Genomic DNA, 25,002 nt, shown 5'->3' with positions numbered 1-25,002 from the left:
CTAACTTGGGCGTTTGTGATAAAAAAGTGTAAAAACACTGCAAAAAGTATCAGACTTTCTCTGAAGTCCGACGTATGCCGGTAACTATTATTTTAGGAGTTGGCGGTGATTCATCTAATCCAGAGCTACTATACATAATTCCCTTGAAGAAAATCGTTTCAATCATCTCTGGTGCTCAATCTATCGTCGATTATTTGTACCATTTGCCATCCTTTCATGTTTCCATGTTTTTGCAGCAAGAAGAAGAAAAAGCAAAAGAAAACCTATACATTCAACGAAAAACGAAAGCAATACCCTAACGCATATAAACCATGGTGTGACAAGGATGACGAACAACTCATCAGTTTATGTAACAAAAAGAAGGACATCAAAGCCTTGAAGGAATTGGATTTATCCATGAAACCGTCATTGGACTTCGCCCGTGATATGTTCATGTTCAGCTTCTACACCCGAGGAATGTCCTTTGTGGATATGGCATACCTCAGAAAGACAGACCTTCAGAATGGAATCCTGACCTATCACAGACGAAAGACAGGTCAGGAGCTGACCATCAAGTGGGAGAAGTGCATGGCTGAAATCATTGCTAAATACCCTGAAAATCAAACAGACTTTCTTCTCCCTATCATCAAAGAGCAAGGCAATGAGCGAAGGCAATATGACAATGCACTGCATCTTGTCAACTATCGCCTAAAGGAACTTTCCACAATGCTGAAACACCAAAGACCGCTCACCATGTATGTGGCTCGTCATTCATGGGCAAATGCAGCCAAAGCGAAGAATGTGCCTCTGTCAGTTATCAGCAAAGGAATGGGACATGACTCAGAGGCAACGACACAAATCTACCTCGCTTCACTGGAAACGTCGGTGGTTGATAAAGCAAACAAGATGATATTGGGATTATTGTAAACAAGAATTTGTTTAGCAAATTTCTCAATCTCTTTCCAAGAGACGTAGAGAAACAAAAAGTCCCCTTATATCACAGTTTCAGAAGTTATTTCTACCTGTTTTTGCTAAACAAAGTGAAAAAGTTGCATGTATAAAGTCGGTTTTCTTATTTAATAAGGTGGATTTTGCAAGAAAATAAGTACCTTTGTACCCAAATATCCGTCTCTTGGAAAGAGACGAATGGAGCATGCCTCCATTTTGTGCTTGAATTGGGTTGCGGATATTCTCGATAAAGACCACAAAATGCCATAAGGCAAAACAAAGAATAATAGAACTCCCTCGCTGTGTAAAAAGGGCTTGGTCGCCTATCGAGACACTACGACGGGAGTTATTTAGGTGATAATGGCAAATGCGATTACTCGCTTTCATGCAAAGTATTATGCAGCTCTCCTAAATGGACAGTCAGCAAATGGTGACATTGGCTCACTCTCACAATCGCTGCTGAGTAGCACTGTTGACATCAATCCCCACCAGATTGATGCCGCTTTATTTGCTTTTGCATCGCCATTTTCCAAGGGCGTGGTTCTTGCCGATGAGGTTGGTTTGGGAAAAACCATCGAAGCGGGTCTAGTCGTTTGTCAGTATTGGGCAACGGGTAGAAAAAAGATTCTCATAGTCTGTCCAGCCTCTCTGCGCAAACAATGGGAAGCAGAATTGCTCGATAAGTTCGGAATCCCCAGCGAGATTCTTGATACCAAGAACTTTAATGCTTATCGACGCGAAGGAAAGAATCCGCTTAGTCCCAAGCGTGCCATTATATGTAGCTATAACTTTGTGGCAAAACATAAGGAAGACATCCTACTTCACGGTTTTGACTTGGCGGTTATAGACGAAGCCCACAAGATGCGTAATGTCTATCGTTCTTCCGCCCGAACATCAGCTGAAGTACGTGATGCTTTGACAGGCGTAAAGAAACTATTGCTTACTGCCACACCCTTCCAGAATTCCTTGATGGAGCTATATGGTCTTACCAGTATCATTGACGACCGTCTGTTTGGTAGTGAAAAAAGTTTCCGAAGACAATATGGCAAAGGAGAAAACCTGAAAGAACTGCGTCAGCGTATCGAGAAGTTATATACTCGTACTTTGCGACGCGATGTGAAAGAGTATATCAATTATACTCATCGTCTTCCACTTACACAAAAGTTTAATGCTACTGATGAGGAGCAACAACTGTATCAGGCTGTAAGTGATTTCCTGCGTAGAAATGACATATACAGTGTTCCTGCTGCGCAGAAGAAGCTCACGACTATGATTGTGCGTAAGATTCTAGCTTCTTCTACCTACGCACTCATCTATACCCTTACTCATATCAAAGAACGTCTCCAACGGATGCTCGAAAACCAGAAGCAGGAGCGTCTTGACATAGAAGACCTTGTTGATGAAGACGAATGGGACTCTTACGAAGACGAGGCTGCTGATACTGAATATGAAGACGAGCTGTTTGATAGTGAAGAGATAGATGTTCCTCGTTTGAAAGAGGAAATCAAAACCATCGATGGCTTCATTGAAAAAGCGAAATCAATCAAATCAGAATCGAAATCGAAAGCATTGCTCGTTGCTCTGGAAGAATCGTTTACCAAACTTCAAGAACAAGGTGCAGAGAGGAAAGCACTTATCTTCACAGAATCTACAAAGACGCAGGCTTTTCTGCGCGAGTTTCTTGAAGCTAATGGCTATGCCAAACGTGTCGTGTTATTCAACGGCAAGGCAAGTGAACCACAGACCAACGAGATATATAAACGCTGGTGTCAGGATCATCCTGACAAGGTGAGCGGCATCAAGGCTGCCGACCGAAGGGCCGCTGCAGTGGATGAGTTCCAACACAAAGCAGACATCATGATTGCTACCGAAGCAGCTGCGGAAGGACTGAACCTGCAATTCTGCTCATTAGTCATCAACTACGACCTCCCGTGGAACCCGCAACGCATAGAGCAGCGTATTGGTCGCTGTCACCGATATGGACAGAAATATGATGTTGTAGTGGTCAATTTTCTTAACATGCGCAACTATGCTGATGTTCGTGTGTTCCAATTGCTCTCCACTAAGTTCAAACTCTTCGACGATGTGTTTGGAGCCAGTGATGAAGTATTAGGACAGGCTGACACCATCGATATAGAGTCTCACATCTGGGAGATATACCAGCAATGTCGTAGTGAAGAGGAAATCAACCAGGCTTTCGAGCAACTGCAAAACGAAATGCAGGAACAGATAGATGAGCGTATGACGGAAGTACGTTCACAGGTGTTGGAGAACTTCGACATCAATGTGCAGGAGCATCTTCGCATGACACGCGATAACACCACAGGATTCCTCAATCGTTATGAGCATATTTTCTGGGAACTGACCAAATACATTCTCAGCAAAGAGGCTGTTTTCAATGATAACAATCACAGCTTTGTCCTTCGTGTTCCTGTTGCAGGTCAGCGACCTGGTAAATATGCGATGCTTCAGCAGACGGATGATGCAACACCTTATCGATTGAGCCATCCGTTAGCGCAGCATGTCATCAATTCCGCATTGTCATTATCTCTTGAAGATGCCGAGGTGGAATTTGACCAAAAAGCACTTTCCATGAACGCCGACCTGCCCGATTACCTTCAAGGGCAGAGTGGTGTGCTCATTCTTTCTTCTTTGGCGGTATCTGCCTTGGCAGAAGAACAGTATATGCTCTTCAATGCCATTACTGATGATGGACGGATAGTTTCTCAGGAGGATTGTGAGAAACTTTTCCTCAACGGCGGAAAGGAACTTCCATGTGAACAAGTGGAAGAGCAGACACGTCTGCGATTACAGAAGGATGTGCTTCAGCACAGTGCGGCAAAACTGAAGGAACTGGATACCCGCAATCTTTCTTTTTTCAAGGTGGAGGAAAATCGTATTTATCAGTGGGAGCATGATGTGATTGATGGAATTGAGGCTGAACTATCTACCATCAAGAAGCAGATACTGCAAACGGAAAGAGACGCCCGTAATGCTGAATCGGTAGCAGAGAAGCTGGCTTTGGAAAAGAAAGTGGACGAGCTGAAACGTAAGAAACGCCGTCTGCGAAATGAACTTGACGACAGAGAGGAGGAAGTAAGCCAGCAACGCAAATCGATGATTACAGAATTGGAACAACGCATGGTGAAACAGACGGAACAGCAGAACCTGTTTGTTATTCGCTGGAAAGTAAAAGAGAATTAAAAGAATACATAGATATGGCACAGAATTATTACGAGAGTTTCAAGAAGAAACTGGAAGAAATATTCATGATGGATCATGCCGAACTGGACTTCGGTATCTACCGCATCATGAACCAGAAGCGTAACGACATACAACGTTTCCTTGACTTAGAGTTGCTCCCTCAGGTTAAGCAAGTGCTTGAAGGCAACAATGGAGGCGAAGCTGACAAGGCAAAGAAACGTATGGCGGAAATTGCTGCCTCAGTGGGTGGCAATGTCGAGGTATTGCCAAAAGGTACACCTATGCGCGATGAATACGACAAATTGGAAGCACAATTGGCACAGTCTGCCGATACAGAGTCCATGCAGGCAGAGGTGTTCAGCCATCTGGTTACATTCTTCTCACGCTATTATGATGGTGGCGATTTCCTGTCTAAGCGTCGCTACAAGGATAATACATACGCCATACCTTATAACGGAGAGGAAGTGAAACTGCATTGGGCTAACAGCGACCAGTACTATATCAAAACCTCAGAGTATTTCCGCGATTATACGTTTGTGCTACCTACATCACGCAAGAAAGTACACTTTGTGCTAAAAGATGCAAGCACAGAGCAAAACAACAATCGTGCTGCGAACAACATGGAGCGTCGCTTTGCCCTATGGCAACCCACGGTAGAGGACGAGCTAACCACTCCCCTCGCCATTCGGAGAGGGGTTGGGGGTGAGGCTGAGTTAGACATTTACTTCACCTACGAGTTGATGCCTAAGGCTACAAAGCAAAAGGATTTACTGGCAGCAGCCTTAGAGACTATCACCCCCCTTGTACCTACCGACTTCGAAGAAGTGCTTACCGCTAAAGCTCCTACAAAGGATAATCCCAACCGCACCTTGTTGGAGAAGCATCTGACAGACTACACAGCCAAGAACTCATTCGATTACTTTATTCATAAGGACCTTGGCGGCTTCCTTCGTCGTGAATTGGACTTCTATATCAAGAACGAGGTGCTGCATATCGATGACCTTGATGCCCAGTTCATCAACAGCCAGCTGACTATTGTTCGCGCTATTAAACAAGTAGGTGAGAAGATTATCCGAATGTTGGCTCAACTTGAAAACTTCCAACGTAAGCTATGGCTGAAAAAGAAGTTTGTGGTTCAAAGCGACTATTGCATCACGCTCGACCGTGTGCCAGAGAAACTCTACCCGGAGATTATTGCCAACGAAGCCCAGCGTAAGGAATGGGTGCGCCTGTTTGCTATTGACTATATTAAGGGCGACATGATGACAGAAGCATACAGCGAACCACTTACCGTTGAGTTCTTAAAGCAGAACCCTTTCCTTGTTCTTGACACCGCTTTCTTCGATGCCAAGTTTAAGCATCAATTGGTAAAGAGCATGGAGAATATTGATGAGCAGACCAATGGCTTGCTTGTAAAGTCTGATAATTATCATGCTTTAAATCTAATAAGTGAGAAATACATTAAGAGTGTGAATGCAATTTATATTGATCCACCATATAATACAGGTTCTGATGGTTTTGTATATAAAGACCAATATAAAGATTCTTCGTGGTTGACAATGATGGAAAACAGATTGTTAATAGCGAAAAAACTCATGACTCCTGACAGTAGTATCTCTATAAGTATTAATGAAAACGAACTATTCAATTCTAAATGTTTACTGGATAGTATGTTTTCGAAATATTTAACGACTTTCAGCGTTAAAGTTAGGCATGAAGATAGAATTCTAAAAGGGGATAAAGACTTTCATGAGGTTTATGAATCTCTTCTTCTCTATGCTTTAAGCGACTCATTTAAGCCATTAAAACGACAAAAAGATAACAGTTCTGATGCTGACTATCTATATACGATAGAAACAGAGGGAGGCCCTGATGAAGTTTTGTCGTTAGGCAATAAGGAAGTAGAAGTATATGCACCAGAACATTATAAAATAATAAAACATCAAGAATCGAGTTTTGATTATACAAAACCTATAAGTGTTAGAGGTTCTATACGAGAAGGAAACTCTAGTGGACGCTTTTATGTTGCCTATCTTGAAAATTTAGCAGCTTCACATCCAGGTCATATCTTCAAAGTCCCCAATATGGGTGATGACAAATTGGGCTTCAGATATTTTTGGACACCATCTGTTGAGAGTGGAAGAAAAAACGGAGATTATTATCAAGGTGCACCAATAAATAGAAAAGATACTATAGAAATCCCTTATCCAAACTATATTGATTTTGAGAAAGCATTTAATGATGCAACTGATGAAGGTGGTGTTTCTTTTAGAAACGGTAAAAAGCCTATATCGTTTATTCAACATATTCTCTCATTACAAAATATAGGCAAAGACAGAAATGCCTTGATTATTGATTTCTTCGCAGGTTCTGGTTCTACTGGTCATGCTGTAATTGAAATGAACAAAGACCAGGGTAATAGAAAATATCTTCTTTCTCAGGTAGGAGAAATTTTTGACAATGTAACCAAGCCTCGAATGGAAAGGACTGTTTATTCTGATAGTTGGAAAGACGAGAAACCAATATCCCGCAATGGTATCTCACAATGTTTCAAGTACATCCGTTTGGAGCAATACGAAGATACGCTGAACAACCTTGATATCAAGAAACAGCAGACGGATTGGCGCGATGATGAATTTCATGAGAGTTATATGCTCAGCTATATGCTCGACACCGAGACTCGCGACTCGCTGCTGAACCTGAAGATGTTCGTCAATCCGTTCAATATGTCACTGAAAACCACCAAAGACAATGAGTTGGTAGAGACGAAGGTGGATATGGTAGAGACCTTTAACTATCTGATAGGTTTGAACGTGGAAACGGAAGACTGGTTTGAGAATGACAACATCTGTGTTATTCAAGGAAAGACGCATCGTGGAGGACTGGAAACGCTCGTCATCTGGCGTAACTGCGAGAAGATCAACAACGAGGCTCTATGTGATTTCTTTAGACGCAGGAAATTCAATACACGAGATTCTGAATATAAAGTAATCTATGTAAACGGCGACAACACTTTGCCTAACCTGCGCAGAGACGAGGAAAACTGGAAAGTAGTGTTGACGGAAGAAGAGTTCGCAAAACGTATGTTTGAAAATGAATAAAGTTTTAGCATTATGAAAGAGTACATCACAATTAAAGAATTTGGTCCACTCAAGAATATTGAGAACCTCGAAATAAAACCTTTCACTGTGTTGATAGGTGAGTCTGCCAGTGGTAAGAGTACGTTGATGAAGGTTGTGGCTATGATGCGCTATATATATAAGATGGCCAATATCCGATCGTACCTGTACCATTCGAACATAACAAAATCTCCATTCAGACTCCGTCTTGATTCGATGCTCAAACGTCAGGGAATGACTAAGATGTTCACAAAGGATAGCTTGATTATTTATCGTGTGCAAATGGACGATGATATAAGCTATGAAGTGCGTATAGAAAACGGAAATCTGAAGAAAACGGAAGTTATAGAACAACAACACCTGATGTTATGCAAGAACTCGTATGTTTCGGAGAACCGCAATATCATTCCAACATGGGCACAGACATCATGGAAGAATAAAGGTGCAACGCTTGGCTTCTATTTTCATGAAACAAACGATGACTTCGGATGTGCATCTGAAGGCGAGAAGAAACTTGAAATGGACTTTGTGGGCATGAAGATGCTCATTACCCACCCCAAGGGAAAGCCTACGCGCTATCAGATAGTACCAACAGACGGTCATCATGCTCCTATAGAACTGACCGAGGCATCGTCAGGTATTCAAACGTCTGCTCCACTTGCTTTGATTGTAGATTACTTTGCCAAGGATTTTTCATTCAAAGATGCTTTTAAACGCTCGGTGATGAACTTTTTGTTTGAAGCTGAAAATCTGGATAAATTCAATGCTGTGATTGAACCTCAGACATTATTAAAGGTTGTGGATATACACATTGAGGAGCCAGAGTTGAGCCTCTTCCCAGATGCTCAGTGCAAGTTGGTAGAGAATATATATTATACGGCATTACATGCAGAAAATGACCGCACACTGAATATAATGCTGGCTACTCATAGCCCTTATATCTTGAACTATCTGAACATAGTGCTCAATCAGACTAAAGAAGGTAAGGCAAAGTTGACAAACGAGAATCTGGCTGTTTATGGCATACACGATGGGAAAACTATGAATCTCCTGATGAAGGATGACAAAGGTCGTGACATCGTGGATACGCTTGATTTGACAGAGATGATGAGTGCAATTTTCAACGAATATACAGAGTTGACAAATGATTGAAACACTATTGAAAGATGACCTGCCACATGCCTATGGCTTGACTCGTCCTAATGTTACTTTGAACTACAGTGATAAAAAAGGAACATTTGAACTTGGCGATCAAGTGGCTTGTCGTAATTGCAAACAAAATTTCCCAGAGAGGAACGGGTGTAATGAAAATACGATGAAGGTTGACGCTGCTGACAACACCATTACTATAGTTGAATATGAGGATTACATAAATCAGTTCAATGGAAAAAACTATGCGAATGGCGGCCGGTGTGATTTGCTGATGTTTGATGCAGATAATCATAAAGTCATTTTCTGCGATTTAGGCTGTTATTCTGAAAAGCATGTTGAGAAGAAACGAATAAAGTCACACCAGCAGGTATGTGATTCTATGGCAAGATTCTTACGGAAACCCTGTGGAAAGACTTTTATTGATCAGTTCAACGAGAAAGTCCTCATTTTCGGAAGGAGAGATCCTGCAGTCGATCCCAATGAAGTATATGCTCCTGAGCGAGGCAATGTCAAAGGAAATATGCAGGTATTCTTGAAAAATCCAATCAGCATGCCCAAATATGTCATTTCTTCAGAAGTTGTTGAAGGCGAAAATGTCAATTTCGTCATTGTAAACTATCCTGAAACATACGTTTGGTAATATTTGATTATGGCTAAGAAAAAAACAACACGGCCACCACGCCTGCAAGAGGCTTTAGTGCTGCATAAATACATTCTGCACCTGTTGGGGTGCAAGGACTTGGAGGCATTGAGCCAAGACTTGAAGGACCCTGCGCTGGAAGGTGTGGATGACGAAGGTACATCGCGCATTTTCTATGCGCTGAAGATGCACATGTATGACTATGAAATCAAGGAGGAAAAGCTCTATGAGTATGACCGCAACATAGTGAAACATACAAAGGAGATCAACGAACGGCGAGAAGAAAAGATAACGTGGAAGTATTACCAGTATTTGGCTCTGCTCTTCACTGAAATTTATCTCGACCGCTTTTTCTCAGACAAACAGCGTCTGCTCGATGACATCAATACGTTCCTGGTGCATGACTTCAACCAGCGAACGGAAACATGGCACGACATGCCAATGTTTACTGAAGATGACTTGAACAAAGTAGCGTTTTGGGCTGCAACGGGTTCGGGTAAAACGCTGATGATGCACGTCAACATCAAACAGTATTTGCATTATGCTGAGAAACATAATGCCAAGAAACTGAATCGCATCATGATTTTGACACCCAACGAGGGGCTTTCACGTCAGCATCTTGACGAACTGAAAGCGTCGAATTTTGATGCTCAGTTATTCTCCAAACAAAGTCGTGGTGGCTTCTTTGAAGGTCGGACTATTGATGTAATAGACATCAACAAACTGGCAGAGCAGGATGGTGACAAGACGGTAGCAGTGGACAGCTTCGAGGGCAATAACCTTGTACTTGTTGACGAAGGACATAAAGGTAGCGGCGGCGAAGTGTGGAAAGGCTATAGAAATAAACTGACTCAGGAGGGGTTCTCGTTTGAATACTCGGCAACCTTCGGACAGGCTATTGCCGCACAAACGGGAGCCAATCGCACGGCATTGTTGGAAGAATATGGTAAAGCCACACTCTTTGACTATAGTTACCGCTATTTCTACAATGATGGTTATGGTAAAGACTACCGTATCATGAATATGGCAACGGTGGAGAACGAGGAACTGCTGAATATGTACCTGACAGCCTATCTGCTTTGTCTCTATGAACAGACGCTGGCTTTCGATGGCGATACGAACATTAAAAACAAGTTCCTCATTGCTCGTCCGTTGGGCATCTTTGTGGGTAGCTCAGTGAATGCCGTGCGTACTGAAGGCGGGCGCAAGGTGAGTGATGTGGTAAAGATACTCCTTTTCCTACAAGACTTCATCAATAAACCTTCGGAGTTTAGCGGCTATATCAAGCGTCTGCTCAATCCTAATGATGGTATCAAGAATCCACGTGGCTATTCGTTGTTTGCCAATAATTTCTTATTGACAAAACAAGGACTGAAACTTGGTGAGGAAGATGCTTTCGCAGTCCAAACATATCAAAAGATAATAGAAAGGCTGTTCCATAGCAATGTGCCCAATGCTCATCTGCATATAGATAAGCAGAAAGGTGGTGACGGTGAAATAGGTTTGCGTGTAGGGAATGCTCCTTATTTCGGAGTTATCAATGTGGGTGACAGCGATACGCTTATCAAACTGTGTGAGTCGAACGATTTGGACTGTGAGACACGTGAGTTTGGCAATAATTCTTTGTTCTCTCACATTAATGATGAAGACTCTACCATCAACATCCTTATAGGTTCCAAGAAATTCAGTGAAGGATGGAGCAGCTGGCGTGTCAGCGCTATGGGACTGATGAACGTAGGACGAAGTGAGGGTTCGGAAATCATTCAGCTCTTTGGCCGTGGTGTGCGCTTGAAAGGCTATAAGTATTCCTTGAAACGAAGTACAGCACTCGACAGCAGCTATAATCCAGGCAATCTACCCAAAGGATTACGAGAGATAGAAACCCTGAATATCTTTGGTGTAAGGGCTGACTATATGGACACCTTCAGGAAATATCTGGAAGATGAAGGATTACCTAGCAATGAAGAATCCTATATGGAAGTGAAGATTCCAACCGTCAACTTGCTTGGTGAGACAAAACTGAAAGTGGTTCGCCTGAAAGAAGGTTACGACTTCAAGAAAACGATCGTGGTGCATCCTGAGGATTGCATGGATAAAGTGCGTGTCAAGGTGGACTGGTTACCAAAGGTCGATGCTTTGTGGAGTAAAAAGGCTGGTGTAGAGGAAGGTGCTGTAATGCCTAAAGGCAAGCTGCGCTCAAATCATCTTGCGCTGCTCAATTGGAATAAGATATTCTTTGCCATTGAGCAGATGAAAAATGAACGTAGCTGGTGGAACATGGAACTGAGCATGGAAACATTGCAACGCTTAATGCAGTCTTCAGACTGGTATGAACTGTTCATTCAAGAAGACGACCTCACGCCAAAAGACTTTGGAAGGGATGTGTCTCGATGGGAGGAGATTACCATTGCATTGCTACGAGCATATATTGACCGTGCATACAAAATGAGCAAAGGAAAATGGGAGTCAAAGTATATGGAGACGGTCTATTTGTCGCCCAACGATCCAAACTTCTTTGAAGAATATACCGTTGAAGTCCGCAATGACAAGCAAGAATGGATAGACAAACTGCACGAGCTTCGTGAACAGATATTATCAGGCAACTTGGAACGCGACTTCAGTATCTATGGAACTTGGATTACATCACTTCGTTTCGACCAACATCTTTTCTATCCGTTGCTTTGCCTGCAAGATAGAGATGCTAATGGTAAAAAGCTGCTGGTGGATAAAGATACCAACGAACCTTTGATAAAGATTTCTCCTGTGGCTCTTAACCCAGGAGAAAAGCGATTCGTGTCAGATGTAAGAAAATTCTTTGATGAAAACAGGAATGGGATGCTTGCGGGTAAGGACATATACCTTCTCAGGAACGAGAGCCGTAAAGGTATTGGCTTCTTTGAATCAAGCGGCTTCTATCCTGACTTCATCCTATGGGTGAACGATGGGGCGCATCAGCATGTCACATTCATCGATCCAAAAGGTATTCGTAACTTAAAAGGATTGCAAGACCCCAAAATTCAGCTTTACAAAACGTTGAAGGAAGAAGTAGAACCTACGCTTCATGATGCAGACATCACTCTCGATAGTTATATTCTCTCAAACACAGCATATCAAGACGTGAATTTCTGGGGAACACGCCCTGAATTTGCCGAAAACCACGTGCTGTTTGATGAGGACGACAAATATATCGAAACTCTTTTCAAGAGAATAGTGAATAGATGAATACAGTCCTTGGAATAAACCTTATATCCTCTGTGTTTCGCATACACAGGGGATGTTTATTTGCTATAATGCTCTTTTCGAGACCATCAGCGAGAACGGCCACATCTACGACGTTGCCAAGGACTACAAGTCATTATATGATATTGTAACGAAGTAATTTGCTTAACTTCGTACTGATAATTTCATTCCAAGAATTGAAGCTATAAACTTATGCAGATAAAGTTTTGCAGTCATTATATAGTTTTATCAAATGGAATATAGACATATCTATTAGTGGCTCATACATAAAACTATTGAGATGAATCAATTCTGGGGTCATCATATTAACTCGTTCTATGATAGTTCTATTTGCATCGTCTGGACAATTTGTTTTATATTTACCAGTCCAAGTTCCAGTTTGATTTCCTGTGACTAACAAATCTTCCTCCTTAACTCCTGAAGAAAGAAGTTTTTCTTTCAAATATTTTTCCGCCATTAAGCGTATAGCAATTGATAAAACTATCTTATTTTGCAATAGTACAAGATTGGGGTCTTGTTCGTTCGCTACAGATTCTGCCGTCTCCATTATTATATCATACATTTTCCTTCCAGAATCGGTGCGTTTCATACCTTTTCCTCTGGTAAAATCTTTCATAACATCTATTACTTGTGATTCTGTTATTGAGGTTGTGTCATTTTTCTGATGAAGGCAACTTGTCAATAAGAGATACTTTCTATCCTCTTCACCGTTAGAATATTCAATAAGGTTTCTAACATATGGAATCATACTTATGAATATTTTATCGTCCTGATCTCTACCAACAAAGGCATTTGCAAAAACATCGCCTCGATATTGTCCTTGTTCAACGGAAATTTGGCTATTCGACTTACGTTCAACCATCCATAATTCACTTATAGATTTACTTAGACGAGAAGCAATAGTACGATAGAAATCATAATTATGTGTCAAAATAAGCATAAAAAACTTATTACTATTTTCTTCTGCCAAATCCTTAATATACTCAACTATAGCATATTTGTTTTGATAATCAAAAGAATCTGCAATATCATCCATAACGACAAATGTATCGTTCTGTGACATTTTGCGAGATTCCATCTCAAATAAAAATTGTAAGATAACGAAAGCACGTCTTTCACCTCTACTGAGAATATTTTCAAGTTCTTTTTGGGAACTTAACACAGGTTCTTTTCCTTCTTCAACATATGAAAACTGTAATTTTGCGGCTTCTTGTTTCAGGATTATGTCTCGTTGATTAGATATGGATACTTGAAAAGGGATATGAAAGCGCGCATTATAGAGTTTAATGATACGTTCCCATTTCTCCTGCTGCCGGCCAGCTTGTGCTAAGACTGCAAGCAGTTCTTCCTTATTGTCATTATACACTTGAATGTAAGAATCAAATAAAGGCTTAATGTCATCCTTAGCTAAATAACCCAGCCAAACTTTTTTGCGAAACATATCATAATTGAGCATCTCGATAATCCAATCTGGATGAGACTCTATTACTTTTTTGAATTCACGAAGTTCTGAGTTTTTATCGATAGCTTTAGTTATCTTTTCGAAGGTTTTCTTTAACTTTTCATTGCTAAGAACCTTTTCTTGCTCTTCTGTCATTATCTGCTTTAGTTGCTCATGAGACGTAACCTCCATGCCATTTTGTAGCATCATTTTATGTTTGACGCCAAAAAAGTTCCCATCAGAAACATTTTGCAACAATTGAGAAGCTTGATAGGTTCCAAAAGAAAAACCATCTACAGAGCGATATAACGAGGATTCTGATAACAATCTCTCGTAATTATCTATGTAATCTTTTAGACTGTCTTTGTTTGCCTCAAGAAAACTTTTAACTGCTCCTTTTGTGTCGAATACATCATTATATTTAAATTCGAACAATGGTAGCCCTGTCTTTACACTTTCGCACAAATCATCTAAAATATTGAAGATTGTTACGTTATTATTTGACGAAAATGCCTCAATAATTTCTTTTTCGCAGTCCGTGCTATTAGATGCATTTTTCAATTTAGTCATCAGTGCATCCTTCTCTTTATTGAGCTTGTTATAAATGTTGTCATACTTTGATTTAAGCTCTGAACTCGCTAAAAAATTAACGAAAGAAGAGGCGCAGTCAATGTTCTCATCTCCGTTTACTACAAATACGGAGTCTTTAGAAATGGAATTATTATCAACCAATACGTCATATTTGCTTTCTTCGTCCTGATGAAGTTTGTCGCAAGGTTTTTCTTTGCTTTGTCCTGACAAAAACTTCATTGTCTTTGCAAAAGAAGTTTTCATTGTTCCATTCGGAGCATAAAGCAAATGGATAGGCTTGCCGGATGTAAACTTAAATTCGTGCTCTAATTGCTTTATTCCAAAACAATTTTTCCAATTTATCTTGATGCTTTTTATCATAATACAACAATTCAAATTGTAATCAGTTTTTTTAATCTTTCAATTAACCTTCCCAGTTCCGAGTAGGTATAATCTCTACCATCCTTCAACTTCTCATCCATTGAACGTTTAGCATTGATCACAGCCTTTTCAAGACTACCACCATTGCGCTCAAAGTAACCATGCAATCCTCTGGTTTTGATGAAAAACTCTATCGTCTTTCGATACTCGACACATTGGTTGAGGTCTTTGAGTAAAGGCTCTTGTGTTTCGTATGGACGTGAGGTGTAGCGGAAATAGTAAAGGAAGAATAGTTCGGTGCAGCGGTGAGTCTCGAAGAACTCCACCTCGCAATAGATGCCTTTCTTTGGCTTGTCGATAGGCTTGGCATACTTTGTCTTTAGTTTCTGATATTGTGAACGTTCAGGCTCCCTATCTTTCGTATCCATATCAATAATGCAGAAGATATGGCTGTAACCCATTGCCACCCCCTCCTCAATCTTGGCTTCCAGTTCCTTGATGTTGGTATGCTTCGGGTAGTCTGGCTTGATGGTCAGACGCTTGAACACGTCGCATAGGGACTTAAAGTAGAAGAACTTCGTTGGCCCTTCACCCAGGATGAGTGCTGTTTGTCGTAGTTTCCCCATATCAGTCCTCCAAGTTTATAAAGATACTACCCAGTTCTGGCTTGGCTCCCAATCGGCCAATACGATATGAATTGTATAGCGAGAGATTCTTGTGCAAGCCAAAGGAGTCACCACGGGCATATTCGGATGATGCAGTATCCTTGTTCTTTTCAACAAACCACACCACGCCTCTGTTATCGTTAATCATATCCTGCGAAAGGAGGGTGGTCTCCTGACTCGTGATAATCAGCTGCGACTTATCGGAATTGAAGATGAAGACATTGAGATAGTAGTACAACAGGTCATTATGTAAATCCTCTCCTAATTCATCAAGATAATATACATGAGGACTTGTTATCATATCATATAATGCATCCAGTATGCGTATGTATTTTATAGTACCTTTTGACTGCCATTTGAGAGGTATCTCAAAATTGCCTTCCGCAGAATGATTAATGAAGGCTATAGATTCTGTCGTAGGTTTAAGAAGGTCTTCTTTCACCTTTTCAGAAAAATCCTGCTTTATAATGCGCTCACGAAGTTCATCTGACAAGATACGGTCTTCTATGATTGGCCTAAACTCCATAATATTCAAATCGGCTTTTTGCAGCATAAGATTGAAGAACTTACGTTTTGATGAATCGCCATGCGCTTCCTTAAGAAATTCAACAATCCCTATCTCCTCGTCACCATCCACTTCATGATAATTCTTCATAATCCAATCGTAAAGATGAATGAATGTAGCAACATCCTCTTTCAGTGCAACTTTCCCGCAAACAGCCAAGACACTATGGTTGTTCCAAGTATTTTCTCGAATACTTTCAGCAGTCTTATCTTGCAGTTTAAGGCTCTGCCCAAACTTAATATTTGCCTGTACGTTTTCGCCAACGAATGAGCGTTCATAGAACAAAGACTTGGACTTGTTGGGATAATAGTACAAGACTTCATTCAAAATATATTTTTCGTTAAATGTCACGCCATAATCATACCTAATACCATCAGCATAGAACGACACATACATTTCTGTAGATTGATCTTTTGTGAGAGCAAATGGTATTCTATTGATTTTTGAGGTCACTTTTGATTTCGGATGAACCAATATACTAAATACGCTATTCAAAGCTATCAGCATATTCGACTTGCCCGAAGCATTTGAACCATATAGGATGCCTAACTTATATAAGAATACGCCATCAGCAACTTCGGTGACAAGTTCCGAAGATGGTCCTTTTGCCACAAAGTTTAATTCCTGCTTGTCGCGAATGGAAAGATAGTTCTTTACCCAAAAATCTCGTATCATACTGCAATATTTTATCCGTTATCGTAATTTTGCTACAAAATTACAAAAAAAAATTATTGCAAAAAGTAGAAAGTAGTGCAATATCTGTAGAAAAAAATACAATTTTATGTGTTTTTAACATTATTCTTGATGTTTGCATGGCTAATTGGCATTAAAAAGGCTTTATCTTGTCACTGAAACTCCATGACTATCCATGATGCAAAATAGCCGACTCAACTCGTTTGTTTACGCATTGTTTACGCAGACATGAAAAAAGCACTTGCGAGCTTCTCGCAAGTGCTTGATTTTCAGTGTGGACCAGCCAGGGCTTGAACCTGGGACCTCCAGATTATGAGTCTGTTAAAATAAAATTTTTTAGGGTTTCATAAAATTTTTCTTGGCTTTGTAAGTTGTTGTCTCACAATTATTTTGTAACTTTGCAGCGCAAAAGTGAAATTTTAATAAACCTCAATTAATGGGCGATTTTGTTCGCATTTTGTTCGCAAATTGTTCGCAAGATTCCCATGAACGAAGCAACAGACTATAGTTATGAAGGCTGAAAAGACATCTATCAAGTGCGGAAAAGTGGACAACTGTTCACTTACTTTAGTTCTAGACAAACGTACCAATAAGAGTACGGATGTATACCCTTTGGCCATCTGTTTTCAGATAGCAGCTAAACGGTATTACTACAAGCTAAAGGATATGGACTATCAAAACGAAAAGTACTTCAATGACGTATGTAGCGTGAAAGGAGCGAAAAGTTCGCTCATGCCTGTTCATGTCGAATGGCTAAAGATGCTAGAAAGCTACAGGGAAAAACTGGAGAAACTGAGCAAGAAGCAGACTTTAACACTCGACCTTATCCGTACTTATCTGACAGGTGCGGAAATCGAATATGATAAAGCTACATCTTTTGTAGGTGTTTGGGAGAGCATTATCGCAAGAATGAAAGCAGAAGACAGGGTTGGTACCGCAGAGAACTACCAGTGGGCACTCAACTCCTTCCTTAAATACGTTGGTAATGTGAAGGGCTTCATGGTCGGCAAAAACGTAATTGACAAGTGGAATGATGTAATGAAAAATGGTGTGGTCGAAAACGGCAAGGTTGTCGGAAAGATTGCCGATGCCACCCGTGGTATGTATCTTCGGACCTGCCGTGTTGTTTGGAATGAATGCATTCGCCAAGGTTTTTTGACCGAGGACAAATACCCCTTCTCCAACAAGGACAACACGCTCATCTCAATTCCACGAGGTAAACGTCGCCAGCAATCGTATCTTAGCGTTGATGAAATGACGGGACTATATAAAGTCTTCGTTGAGAAGCGCTATCCCGAAGGTTGGGATCCAGCTTATAAGAAACGTGCCCATGATTCTTTGGGCCTATTCCTGGCACAATATCTGTGCAATGGATTCAATCTTGCCGATGCAGGACGTTTGACCTACAACCGTACTTACTTTGCAGAAGGTGGTCGTGCTTTTGAGTTTATGCGAAAGAAAACATCGGCACGAAGCAACAGCATGTCGGTGGTTATCGTTCCTATCATAGAACCACTCAAAGTGATCCTTAATGAGATTGGAGCCAAGCCAGAGAAGGACGCATATGTTTTTCCTCAAATCTTCAATGGAGCCACAGATGAAACCTTGCGAAGGAAACTGACGGTACAGGAAAACTCCAACATCAAAGACCGCATGAACCGTATATGCAAAGAAGTACTTGGGTGGGACAAGGTGGTGTCTGGAACATGGGCGCGTCATTCTTTTGCTACAAATCTGAAGTTGGCGGGCGTAGAGGAACTATACATTTCTGAAAGTATGGGTCACTCGCAAGGTAACGATGTAACCAGCGGCTATCAGGACATGTATCCTCTTGAAATCCGATTCCGAAACAATAGTAAGCTGCTCAACCTTGAAAAGGAAGAAGAACCTATCGACATTGATAGTCTTACTCCTGAACAGATGAAGGAAATGCTAAAGAAGATGATGGGGCAACAATAAAAATCGCAATTTGTTGTGATTTTTACATATTATTATGGCAATTCATAGTAAATTATACCTAAAATCGCATTTTATTGAGAATTTGCGCCTTTGTTTGAAAAGAATTGCTTATCTTTGCACCGAAATCGCAATATATTGAGATTATGATACAACAGGAAATAGGGAATGCCATCAAGGAAAGAAGGAAAAAATTGGGTATCAACCAACAAACATTGGCTGACCTGGCAAGTGTAGCTGTTAATACCGTTGTAGCGATTGAACGAGGCGAGGGTAATCCTCAGCTCGCCACCTTGCTCACGATACTCGATACTTTGGGTTTGCAAATAGACATTAACATCAAGCAGCTTGATTATGAGACAGTGTAAAGTTTATGTTCACGATATGGAGGCAGGCATATTGCAAGAGACGGATGCCAGGGAATATGTGTTCACTTATGGTGAGGACTACCACGGTGAGCCACTTTGCTTGGCAATGCCCGTAAGAAAAGAGCCTTACCGTTCCAACCATCTCTTTCCTTATTTTTATAACATGTTGTCTGAAGGCTCCAATCGTCAGGTGCAATCCATGTTGCATCATATCGATGAAAACGATGATTTTGGTATCATGCTTGCAACAGCCGGGCACGATACCATCGGAGCCGTAACCATTAAACCGATGTGAATATGATAGAGGTCTATGTTTGCCCTTCCACCTTGCAGGAAGGCTTTATCACCTATTCCCCTGTAGCCCGAAAACTATTGTTTGACGGGAAGGAGGTTTTTCATGTGTTGGATTTTGACAGCCCCAACAATGACAGTGCCGACAATGACAGTGCCGACAATGAAGCCTATCTGAAGAATGTAGGACGAATCTCGCTTTCTGGCGTTCAGCCCAAGGCGAGTTTGGTGATGGATAGTGAGGGACATTTGGTAAAGCCAGCCGAAGGTGAACGTGGAACATACATCTTGAAACCGGCTCCTTCATCCTATGCTTTGCTTGACCGCAAATATTGTCCAGCCAATGAACATCTGACGATGCAGTTGGCTTCTCAAGTCTATCACATTGAGACTGCTGCTAATGGCATTTGTTTCTTCCAAGATGGTGAAGCAGCCTATCTTTGCCGACGTTTCGATGTCGGACCAGATGGACAGAAGTATAGTCAGGAAGATTTCGCCTCGCTGGCAGGACTTACCAATGCCAATGGTGGCAGCGATTACAAATATAGTAATTTGAGCTACGAGGAGTGTGCGGACATCATCCGCAAATACGTCAAGGCTGCTCCCGTTGAAATCCTAAAGTTCTTCCGCATCGTTGTCTTCAACTATCTTACCCTCAACGATGACGCGCATCTGAAAAATTTCTCACTAATCAACCGAGGTGACGGAGAATACCACCTCACCCCTGCCTACGACCTCATCAATACCAGTCTACATTTGAGCATGCCACGCATCTTCGCTCTTGATAAAGGATTGTTCAAAGAAGGCATGCAACTATCCGATACAAGAACTGTTGGCCGTAAGGACTTCGAGGAGTTTGGTCATCGCATTGGTATGACTGCAAAATTGGTGAAACGGGAATTGGATTTCTTTGCCAAGGAACATCCGTTGGCCAAAGAATTAATCAACCGTTCCTTCCTGTCAGACCCATTGAAACGCAGCTACTGGCTTTCGTACAACTATCGACGTGTGACGTTGGGATTTAAATGATGCAATTACACTTTTCCAAGGTGTTTTTGCCTCTTTTTATACATTTTTCCAAGATTTACATAAGAATGTCCGAATGACTACTTGTTATCAGTAATTCATTTGGGCATTTATGCTTTGTACTTATGGGAAAAGCTAATTTGTCAATAATCATTAGCGAAAAATAATCATTTTTTTGTAACTTTTTCTTGTTACGCAGAAAGGCTGCAGAGTGGCATTGTACCTTTGCACCCGAAATGACGGAACAGCGAGAACAGAGCGGAGTTTACTCATGCTATGTCGAGTCGTGACGGAATTGAACGGAGTTAAATCCAATGGAAGTATGGGTTAGCGGTCGAAACCAGCACACTGCTAACGTGCCGAGCCGCAAGGCTCCGAAGGTTTGAATCCTTCTGCTTCCGCATAAGTTGGAGGTTTGGCAGAGTTGGTCTATTGCACTGGTCTTGAAAACCAGAGGGCGGTAAAACGCTCCAAGGGTTCGAATCCCTTAGCCTCCTCTGATGGAACTTTGGCAGACTTGGTGTATGCGCAGGACTGAAAATCCTGAGAACGTGGTTCGACTCCACGAGGTTCCACAAATATATTGAGGTGTTCTCCAGCGGCAACGAGAGCAGACTGTAAATCTGCCGCCATTCGGCTTCGTGGGTTCGAGTCCCTCCACCTCAACGATGGGAGCATAGTTCAGTTGGTAGAATGTCGGTCTCCAAAACCGAAGGTCGGAGGTTCGAACCCTTCTGCTTCTGCAAAATCGCGGGATAGAGTAGTGGCCCAACTCACCAGTCTCATAAGCTGGGCCGGCCAAAAACCGGACGCAGGTTCGAATCCTGCTCCCGCAACTACATGGAGTTTGTAGCTCAGTAGGTAGAGCGCCAGGTTGTGGCTCTGGTGGTCGCAGGTTCGAAACCTGTCAAACTCCCTATTACGTGAGGATGCCCGAGCGGTTTAAGGGGGCGGTCTGCAAAACCGTCATTCATCGGTTCGAATCCGATTCCTCACTCAACAAATAAAGACTCCAGTTGCCGATAAAAGGAACTGGAGTCTTTCCATTATCCATAGTTAAGAATTGCCGTCAGCCTTTTCTTAACCCGTGTGAGTATTCTACCCATTTGCTGAAACTCTGGTTTGTCCCCTGTCGTTTCCAACATTTTCACAGCTTTAGTAATAAGATTGAAGTCCTCAGCTGTCAGGGGCAACTCTGTAATAGAGTAGTTCGGATCAGCGTACCTGTAGTACTTCTGATCATATACCTCAATGGGCGCATTGTATCCGAGCTTGTCAGAACGCATGATCTGTATATCGTTCTGAACAGTTCTTAAAGAGATGCCTTTGCGGATACCTTCCATGTCGTACAGCGCTTCAGAAACTTCATCAACCAGGTCCTCTATCGTCCATCTTCTGTATCTGTTGCGTAGGCATCTGTCTATTATCTTGTAACGCAATAATGCGTTTTTGTTTACTGGCATGAATGTATTTATAATTTAAAGAGTCCATAATTTGTTTATATTGCTATTAAATGGTTCATAATGAAAACTGTGCAGAAAACAATCTACATCTTTCTGCGTATACCAAAACTTATCGCCTTCTCTTGAAAAACCAAGATATCCATTATCTCTTAGTTTCTTGAGATATTTATCCTTCACTCCCAGCAATTCCATAACCTCTTTGTTTTTGTAAACCTTCATAGAGGGCTGGACAACTACAGGAGATGCTTTCAGATTTCTTAGAATCATAAGTATTTCTTCTAAGATTTCTCTGTCACTTTGTTTGTTATTTCTATTCATCTTTATTTGTTTTAATAATTCATTTACTCATCTGACATTTCACGAAAGCCACCGTAGTCAGCATCATATCGAACGCTTTTCTTCTTAAACGTGAACTTTCCACTAGGATACTTCATTTTAAGCTCATGCAGTTCTTTGTCTAAGCGTCTAACGAGATCATCTTCACCGTCATCACCAGACAACATCCAGTCTATTCTCTGTGCATATATGTATGCCATTCTAAGGATATAAACAGCTCGTTTCATGATGTCCATTGTCTTACGATTATATGAAGGATAGTATTGTTCCTCCAATGGCATCTCTCGTGAGTAACGATGTTGCTGTTCTTCCAATAATACATCAGGAATCTTTCTCCCTGCTTCCAAGATGGTTTGTTCGATATCATCAGCTATAAGTTCTATAGTCCGTTGTGAATAATCAAAAGTGCCTCCACTCATAATTGTATACTTTTTCTTTGTATGTTTGTCATTCATTAAATCTCTATCATTTTGCCGAAGTCAAATCCGTTTGTCAGATGCTCATTCGCAAACACATATCCCATCTGGTTACACACAATTTTAGTATGTCCTATCGTTGTGTCGATGTTCGTGTGTGAATGACCGTAAATCCAGACATCGATTGGGCTGTCTGCAATGAAGTCGCCAAGTTCAGTCGAGAAGCCCGGATTGAGGTCAGAACCCAAATGCCTGTCAGCCACCACCTTTAGTGTCGGGAGGTGATGGGTGACAACAACAATATGCTTAGCCACACTCTCTGCTATACTTTTTTTGATGAAGCTGAGACAATACTGATGTATCATGTTAAAGTCTTCGACCGTCAGGCGATGTCCATCATATTGAGTCTGATAGAAGTCATTCAGCCCATGGGACACCACATACTCATGCGTTGGTGGTATGTGAGACCAGAGAGTGCTGAGGATGAAATCCGTATCGTCAATACGAACCACCTGATTCTGGTAATAGCCCACATTGTCTTTCAGCATCCAAGTCCAATGCATACCACGAACCATCACATCATAATGTCCGTAGTAGTCATGGTTGCCAGGGACTATCAGGGCTTGCCTGTAGTTCTCGGATGCCCATTTCCAGAACCTGCCCAGTGGGGCCACATCGTTTCTCAGATAGAAGATGTCACCGGCCAGAACCAGCACATCACCCGTAACAGGAAACTCATTATGTTTCAGATACCTGCTGTTCTCTGCGAACTCCATATGCAGGTCACTCATGTATTGTATCTTCATTGTTACTTTTCTTTACTTTGTTCAACTTGCTTGTCAATGATTCTCTTTACTTGCCCAAATGATACTGGAGCAAAGCCATTGTTGTCCACTCCCACATCATACTGGGTCGGATAGAGAAACTGGAGCCTCTCCGCGTCATTTCCTGTGTTATTCTTTCGGGTATGGACATGACCGAATAGCTGCCATACGTCCTTGTATCCACCCTCAAAGCACAGAAAAGGAAAGTGACACAGATAGATTCGTTGCTTGCCGACTTCGATGTGCATTTGCATGGCTACATGCTCAAAGCGACTGATGAATCCTTGTCGAATATTCTTCAAATCGTGGTTACCCATGATTAGATAAATTTTGCCATTCAGACGGTCGAGTATCTTTGTCCATTCTGCTGCGCCGCCCAGGCAGAAATCGCCCAAGTGGAAAACTGTATCATCTTTACCTATCACGCTGTTCCAGTTTGCTATCATCACCTCGTTCATCTGCTCTACGTCCTTGAATGGACGATTGCAAAACTTGATAATGTTCGCATGATTGAAATGCGTATCTGATGTAAAGAACGTATGTTCTACATTAAACTTGAAATTCATTTTCTTCTTTGTTTTATTCTCTCCATGCCCCATTTGGAGCACGGAGAGAGTCTGTTAATTAATCGAGTATGTAAGCCTGGCCCATATAGACCTTCTTCACCATCTCAGTGGAAAGTTTGTTTAGTTCCTTGTTGAGCAACTTCTGTTCGCTCTTTTCAAGGCAACCATACTCACCGCCATGTTCCTTCAAGAAATCTTCGAGCACGTCCTTAGAGAACAGACCCATGATTTTTCCGAAGTCTTTAGGCACGTGTACCTCACCTATGTGGCTCACCACATTTGACAGGCGCTGTTCGGTAACGTATGCCTCTACCTCTGGAACGAGTGCCTTCAAGGCTTCGCTGTAAGGAACAGGTTCGGCAAAGAGCTTGTTGCGTTTCTTCACGCTCTTCTTTTCGGCAAAACGCTCGTTCTTGCTCTTGATGAGCACCCTGCTTCCATTCCTCAGGTACATGGGAACGACAGGTCTTATCACGATACCCTCGCAGATGTTGTCTTCAATGGCAGGGAAGCCAAGCCATTCGGCAATCTTGCTCTGGAAAGCGTTAGGGTATTTGAGACATTCACCGAGAGTGCCCTTGAACAGAGTCCTGGCATAGAAGAATCCGTGCTTGTCGAAAAACTCGTTTACTTCATCTACAGGCAGATACCTACTGCCATCCTCGTTGATGACATAGATGTCAAAGCCATAGAACTCATGCTCAGGAGTGTAGCATACACCCTTTTGGATGAGAGACAACTTGCGGTTTGGCTGAACATCCTTGTGGGGATAGGTCCCACCAAACATCTCACCGAAGACATTGACGCTCCTCACGTCCTCATATCTGCTGAGGACATCCTTGACAAGGGCCAAGACTTTGTCTTTGTACCTTTCAAGCAACTCGGGATAGTCGTAGAACATCTCCTCCGCTTCCAGCAAGGAGGTACGCTTTGCAAACCTTACTTTCTCTCCGTCGCAGAGGAAACTGGTATTGGCACCATGTACCTTTTCCTGTACCACATATTCCAAATCGGTAGGCATCTCTGCCATGATGCGCTCCATGAACTCTCTGTTGAAGGAATTCTCGATGGAGCTGTACTTTTTGAATTCTAACATTTCTTTGTTCCTTCTTGTTTTTGCGCATCGCTGCGCGGTTAATAATTGATTGACTACATATTG

The 25,002-nt window shown here is 41.7% G+C and carries 19 protein-coding genes, 8 tRNA genes and 1 pseudogene; 19 read left to right on the top strand and 9 right to left on the bottom strand.

Translation table 11 applies throughout. The annotated features are described in order from the left end of the window. The first annotated feature begins 74 nt into the window (after positions 1–74). The 7 genes and pseudogenes from GRF55_RS00830 to GRF55_RS00800 all read left to right on the top strand — a co-directional run bounded on the left by GRF55_RS00830 (position 75) and on the right by GRF55_RS00800 (position 12,264). Positions 75–299, top strand: a complete 225-nt coding sequence (locus GRF55_RS00830) for a hypothetical protein (RefSeq protein ID WP_220369718.1) — start codon at positions 75–77, stop codon at positions 297–299. A 61-nt stretch (positions 300–360) separates the two neighbouring features. Continuing rightward, positions 361–906: pseudogene (locus GRF55_RS00825) on the top strand (site-specific integrase); the annotation flags it as partial. A 381-nt stretch (positions 907–1,287) separates the two neighbouring features. Then, entirely contained in the window at positions 1,288–4,131 is a 2,844-nt protein-coding gene (locus GRF55_RS00820; protein ID WP_220368692.1) for an SNF2-related protein, read from the top strand. A 14-nt stretch (positions 4,132–4,145) separates the two neighbouring features. After that, positions 4,146–7,232 carry a DNA methyltransferase gene (locus GRF55_RS00815; protein WP_220368691.1) on the top strand — a complete coding sequence of 1,029 codons (3,087 nt, stop codon included), beginning with the start codon at positions 4,146–4,148 and terminating at the stop codon, positions 7,230–7,232. Between the two features lie 12 nt (positions 7,233–7,244). After that, positions 7,245–8,402, top strand: a complete 1,158-nt coding sequence (locus GRF55_RS00810) for an AAA family ATPase (RefSeq protein ID WP_220368690.1) — start codon at positions 7,245–7,247, stop codon at positions 8,400–8,402. Then, the gene (locus GRF55_RS00805; RefSeq protein WP_220368689.1) at positions 8,395–9,042 is read left to right on the top strand and encodes a hypothetical protein; all 648 of its coding nucleotides are present in this window, start codon (positions 8,395–8,397) and stop codon (positions 9,040–9,042) included. Before GRF55_RS00810 ends, GRF55_RS00805 begins: the two co-directional genes overlap by 8 nt. A 9-nt stretch (positions 9,043–9,051) precedes the next feature. Continuing rightward, positions 9,052–12,264, top strand: coding sequence for a DEAD/DEAH box helicase family protein (locus GRF55_RS00800; RefSeq protein ID WP_220368688.1), 3,213 nt, complete (start codon positions 9,052–9,054; stop codon positions 12,262–12,264). Positions 12,265–12,472: 208 nt separating this feature from the next. Here GRF55_RS00800 and GRF55_RS00795 read toward each other — a convergent pair whose 3' ends face one another. Genes GRF55_RS00795 through GRF55_RS00785 form a run of 3 tightly spaced genes read right to left on the bottom strand, consistent with a single transcriptional unit; the run spans position 12,473 to position 16,579 of the window. Then, positions 12,473–14,674, bottom strand: a complete 2,202-nt coding sequence (locus GRF55_RS00795; protein WP_220368687.1) for an AAA family ATPase — start codon at positions 14,672–14,674, stop codon at positions 12,473–12,475. An 11-nt stretch (positions 14,675–14,685) separates the two neighbouring features. Further along, positions 14,686–15,300 carry an RloB family protein gene (locus GRF55_RS00790; RefSeq protein ID WP_220368686.1) on the bottom strand — a complete coding sequence of 205 codons (615 nt, stop codon included), beginning with the start codon at positions 15,298–15,300 and terminating at the stop codon, positions 14,686–14,688. Position 15,301: 1 nt separating this feature from the next. Next, the gene (locus GRF55_RS00785; protein WP_220368685.1) at positions 15,302–16,579 is read right to left on the bottom strand and encodes an ATP/GTP-binding protein; all 1,278 of its coding nucleotides are present in this window, start codon (positions 16,577–16,579) and stop codon (positions 15,302–15,304) included. Between the two features lie 684 nt (positions 16,580–17,263). Between GRF55_RS00785 and GRF55_RS00780 the strand changes: the two genes are divergently transcribed. The 12 genes from GRF55_RS00780 to GRF55_RS00725 all read left to right on the top strand — a co-directional run bounded on the left by GRF55_RS00780 (position 17,264) and on the right by GRF55_RS00725 (position 21,235). Continuing rightward, positions 17,264–18,556: a phage integrase SAM-like domain-containing protein gene (locus GRF55_RS00780; protein ID WP_220368684.1), complete on the top strand. Its 1,293-nt coding sequence runs from the start codon at positions 17,264–17,266 to the stop codon at positions 18,554–18,556. Between the two features lie 143 nt (positions 18,557–18,699). Beyond that, positions 18,700–18,921 (top strand): helix-turn-helix domain-containing protein, encoded by a 222-nt coding sequence (locus tag GRF55_RS00775; RefSeq protein WP_091826728.1) that lies wholly within the window; start codon positions 18,700–18,702, stop codon positions 18,919–18,921. Then, entirely contained in the window at positions 18,908–19,216 is a 309-nt protein-coding gene (locus GRF55_RS00770) for a HipA N-terminal domain-containing protein (RefSeq protein ID WP_220368683.1), read from the top strand. Before GRF55_RS00775 ends, GRF55_RS00770 begins: the two co-directional genes overlap by 14 nt. A gap of 2 nt (positions 19,217–19,218) precedes the next feature. Then, positions 19,219–20,241, top strand: coding sequence for a type II toxin-antitoxin system HipA family toxin (locus tag GRF55_RS00765; RefSeq protein WP_220369570.1), 1,023 nt, complete (start codon positions 19,219–19,221; stop codon positions 20,239–20,241). Between the two features lie 313 nt (positions 20,242–20,554). Then, a tRNA-Ser gene (locus GRF55_RS00760) sits at positions 20,555–20,639 on the top strand. Positions 20,640–20,647: 8 nt separating this feature from the next. After that, positions 20,648–20,735: transfer RNA gene (locus tag GRF55_RS00755), tRNA-Ser, on the top strand. Between the two features lie 5 nt (positions 20,736–20,740). Beyond that, a tRNA-Phe gene (locus GRF55_RS00750) sits at positions 20,741–20,813 on the top strand. Between the two features lie 9 nt (positions 20,814–20,822). After that, positions 20,823–20,904, top strand: a tRNA-Tyr gene (locus GRF55_RS00745). Between the two features lie 4 nt (positions 20,905–20,908). Further along, a tRNA-Trp gene (locus GRF55_RS00740) sits at positions 20,909–20,981 on the top strand. Positions 20,982–20,987: 6 nt separating this feature from the next. Next, a tRNA-Met gene (locus GRF55_RS00735) sits at positions 20,988–21,074 on the top strand. Between the two features lie 7 nt (positions 21,075–21,081). Continuing rightward, positions 21,082–21,154 (top strand) — tRNA-His (locus tag GRF55_RS00730). Positions 21,155–21,161: 7 nt separating this feature from the next. Beyond that, positions 21,162–21,235: transfer RNA gene (locus GRF55_RS00725), tRNA-Cys, on the top strand. A gap of 49 nt (positions 21,236–21,284) precedes the next feature. Here GRF55_RS00725 and GRF55_RS00720 read toward each other — a convergent pair. From GRF55_RS00720 to GRF55_RS00695, 6 genes are read right to left on the bottom strand one after another with little or no spacing between them, the layout of a single operon-like run. Continuing rightward, positions 21,285–21,701: a hypothetical protein gene (locus GRF55_RS00720; protein ID WP_220368682.1), complete on the bottom strand. Its 417-nt coding sequence runs from the start codon at positions 21,699–21,701 to the stop codon at positions 21,285–21,287. Between the two features lie 15 nt (positions 21,702–21,716). Then, positions 21,717–22,019 carry a helix-turn-helix domain-containing protein gene (locus GRF55_RS00715; RefSeq protein WP_220368681.1) on the bottom strand — a complete coding sequence of 101 codons (303 nt, stop codon included), beginning with the start codon at positions 22,017–22,019 and terminating at the stop codon, positions 21,717–21,719. A gap of 23 nt (positions 22,020–22,042) precedes the next feature. Further along, a complete protein-coding gene (locus GRF55_RS00710; RefSeq protein ID WP_220368680.1) occupies positions 22,043–22,492 on the bottom strand; it encodes a hypothetical protein in 450 nt (149 codons plus the stop codon). Then, positions 22,492–23,259, bottom strand: coding sequence for a metallophosphoesterase (locus tag GRF55_RS00705; RefSeq protein WP_220368679.1), 768 nt, complete (start codon positions 23,257–23,259; stop codon positions 22,492–22,494). Before GRF55_RS00705 ends, GRF55_RS00710 begins: the two co-directional genes overlap by 1 nt. Before the next feature lie 2 nt (positions 23,260–23,261). Then, positions 23,262–23,843, bottom strand: coding sequence for a metallophosphoesterase (locus GRF55_RS00700; protein ID WP_220368678.1), 582 nt, complete (start codon positions 23,841–23,843; stop codon positions 23,262–23,264). A gap of 58 nt (positions 23,844–23,901) precedes the next feature. Then, entirely contained in the window at positions 23,902–24,939 is a 1,038-nt protein-coding gene (locus tag GRF55_RS00695) for an RNA ligase, Rnl2 family (protein ID WP_220368677.1), read from the bottom strand. Between the last annotated feature and the right edge of the window lie 63 nt (positions 24,940–25,002).

The sequence above is a fragment of the Prevotella sp. Rep29 genome, from assembly GCF_019551475.1.
GTDB lineage: Bacteria > Bacteroidota > Bacteroidia > Bacteroidales > Bacteroidaceae > Prevotella.
The sequence above is the reverse complement of the archived record's forward strand: the minus strand, read 5'-3'. Positions and strand labels throughout refer to the sequence as shown.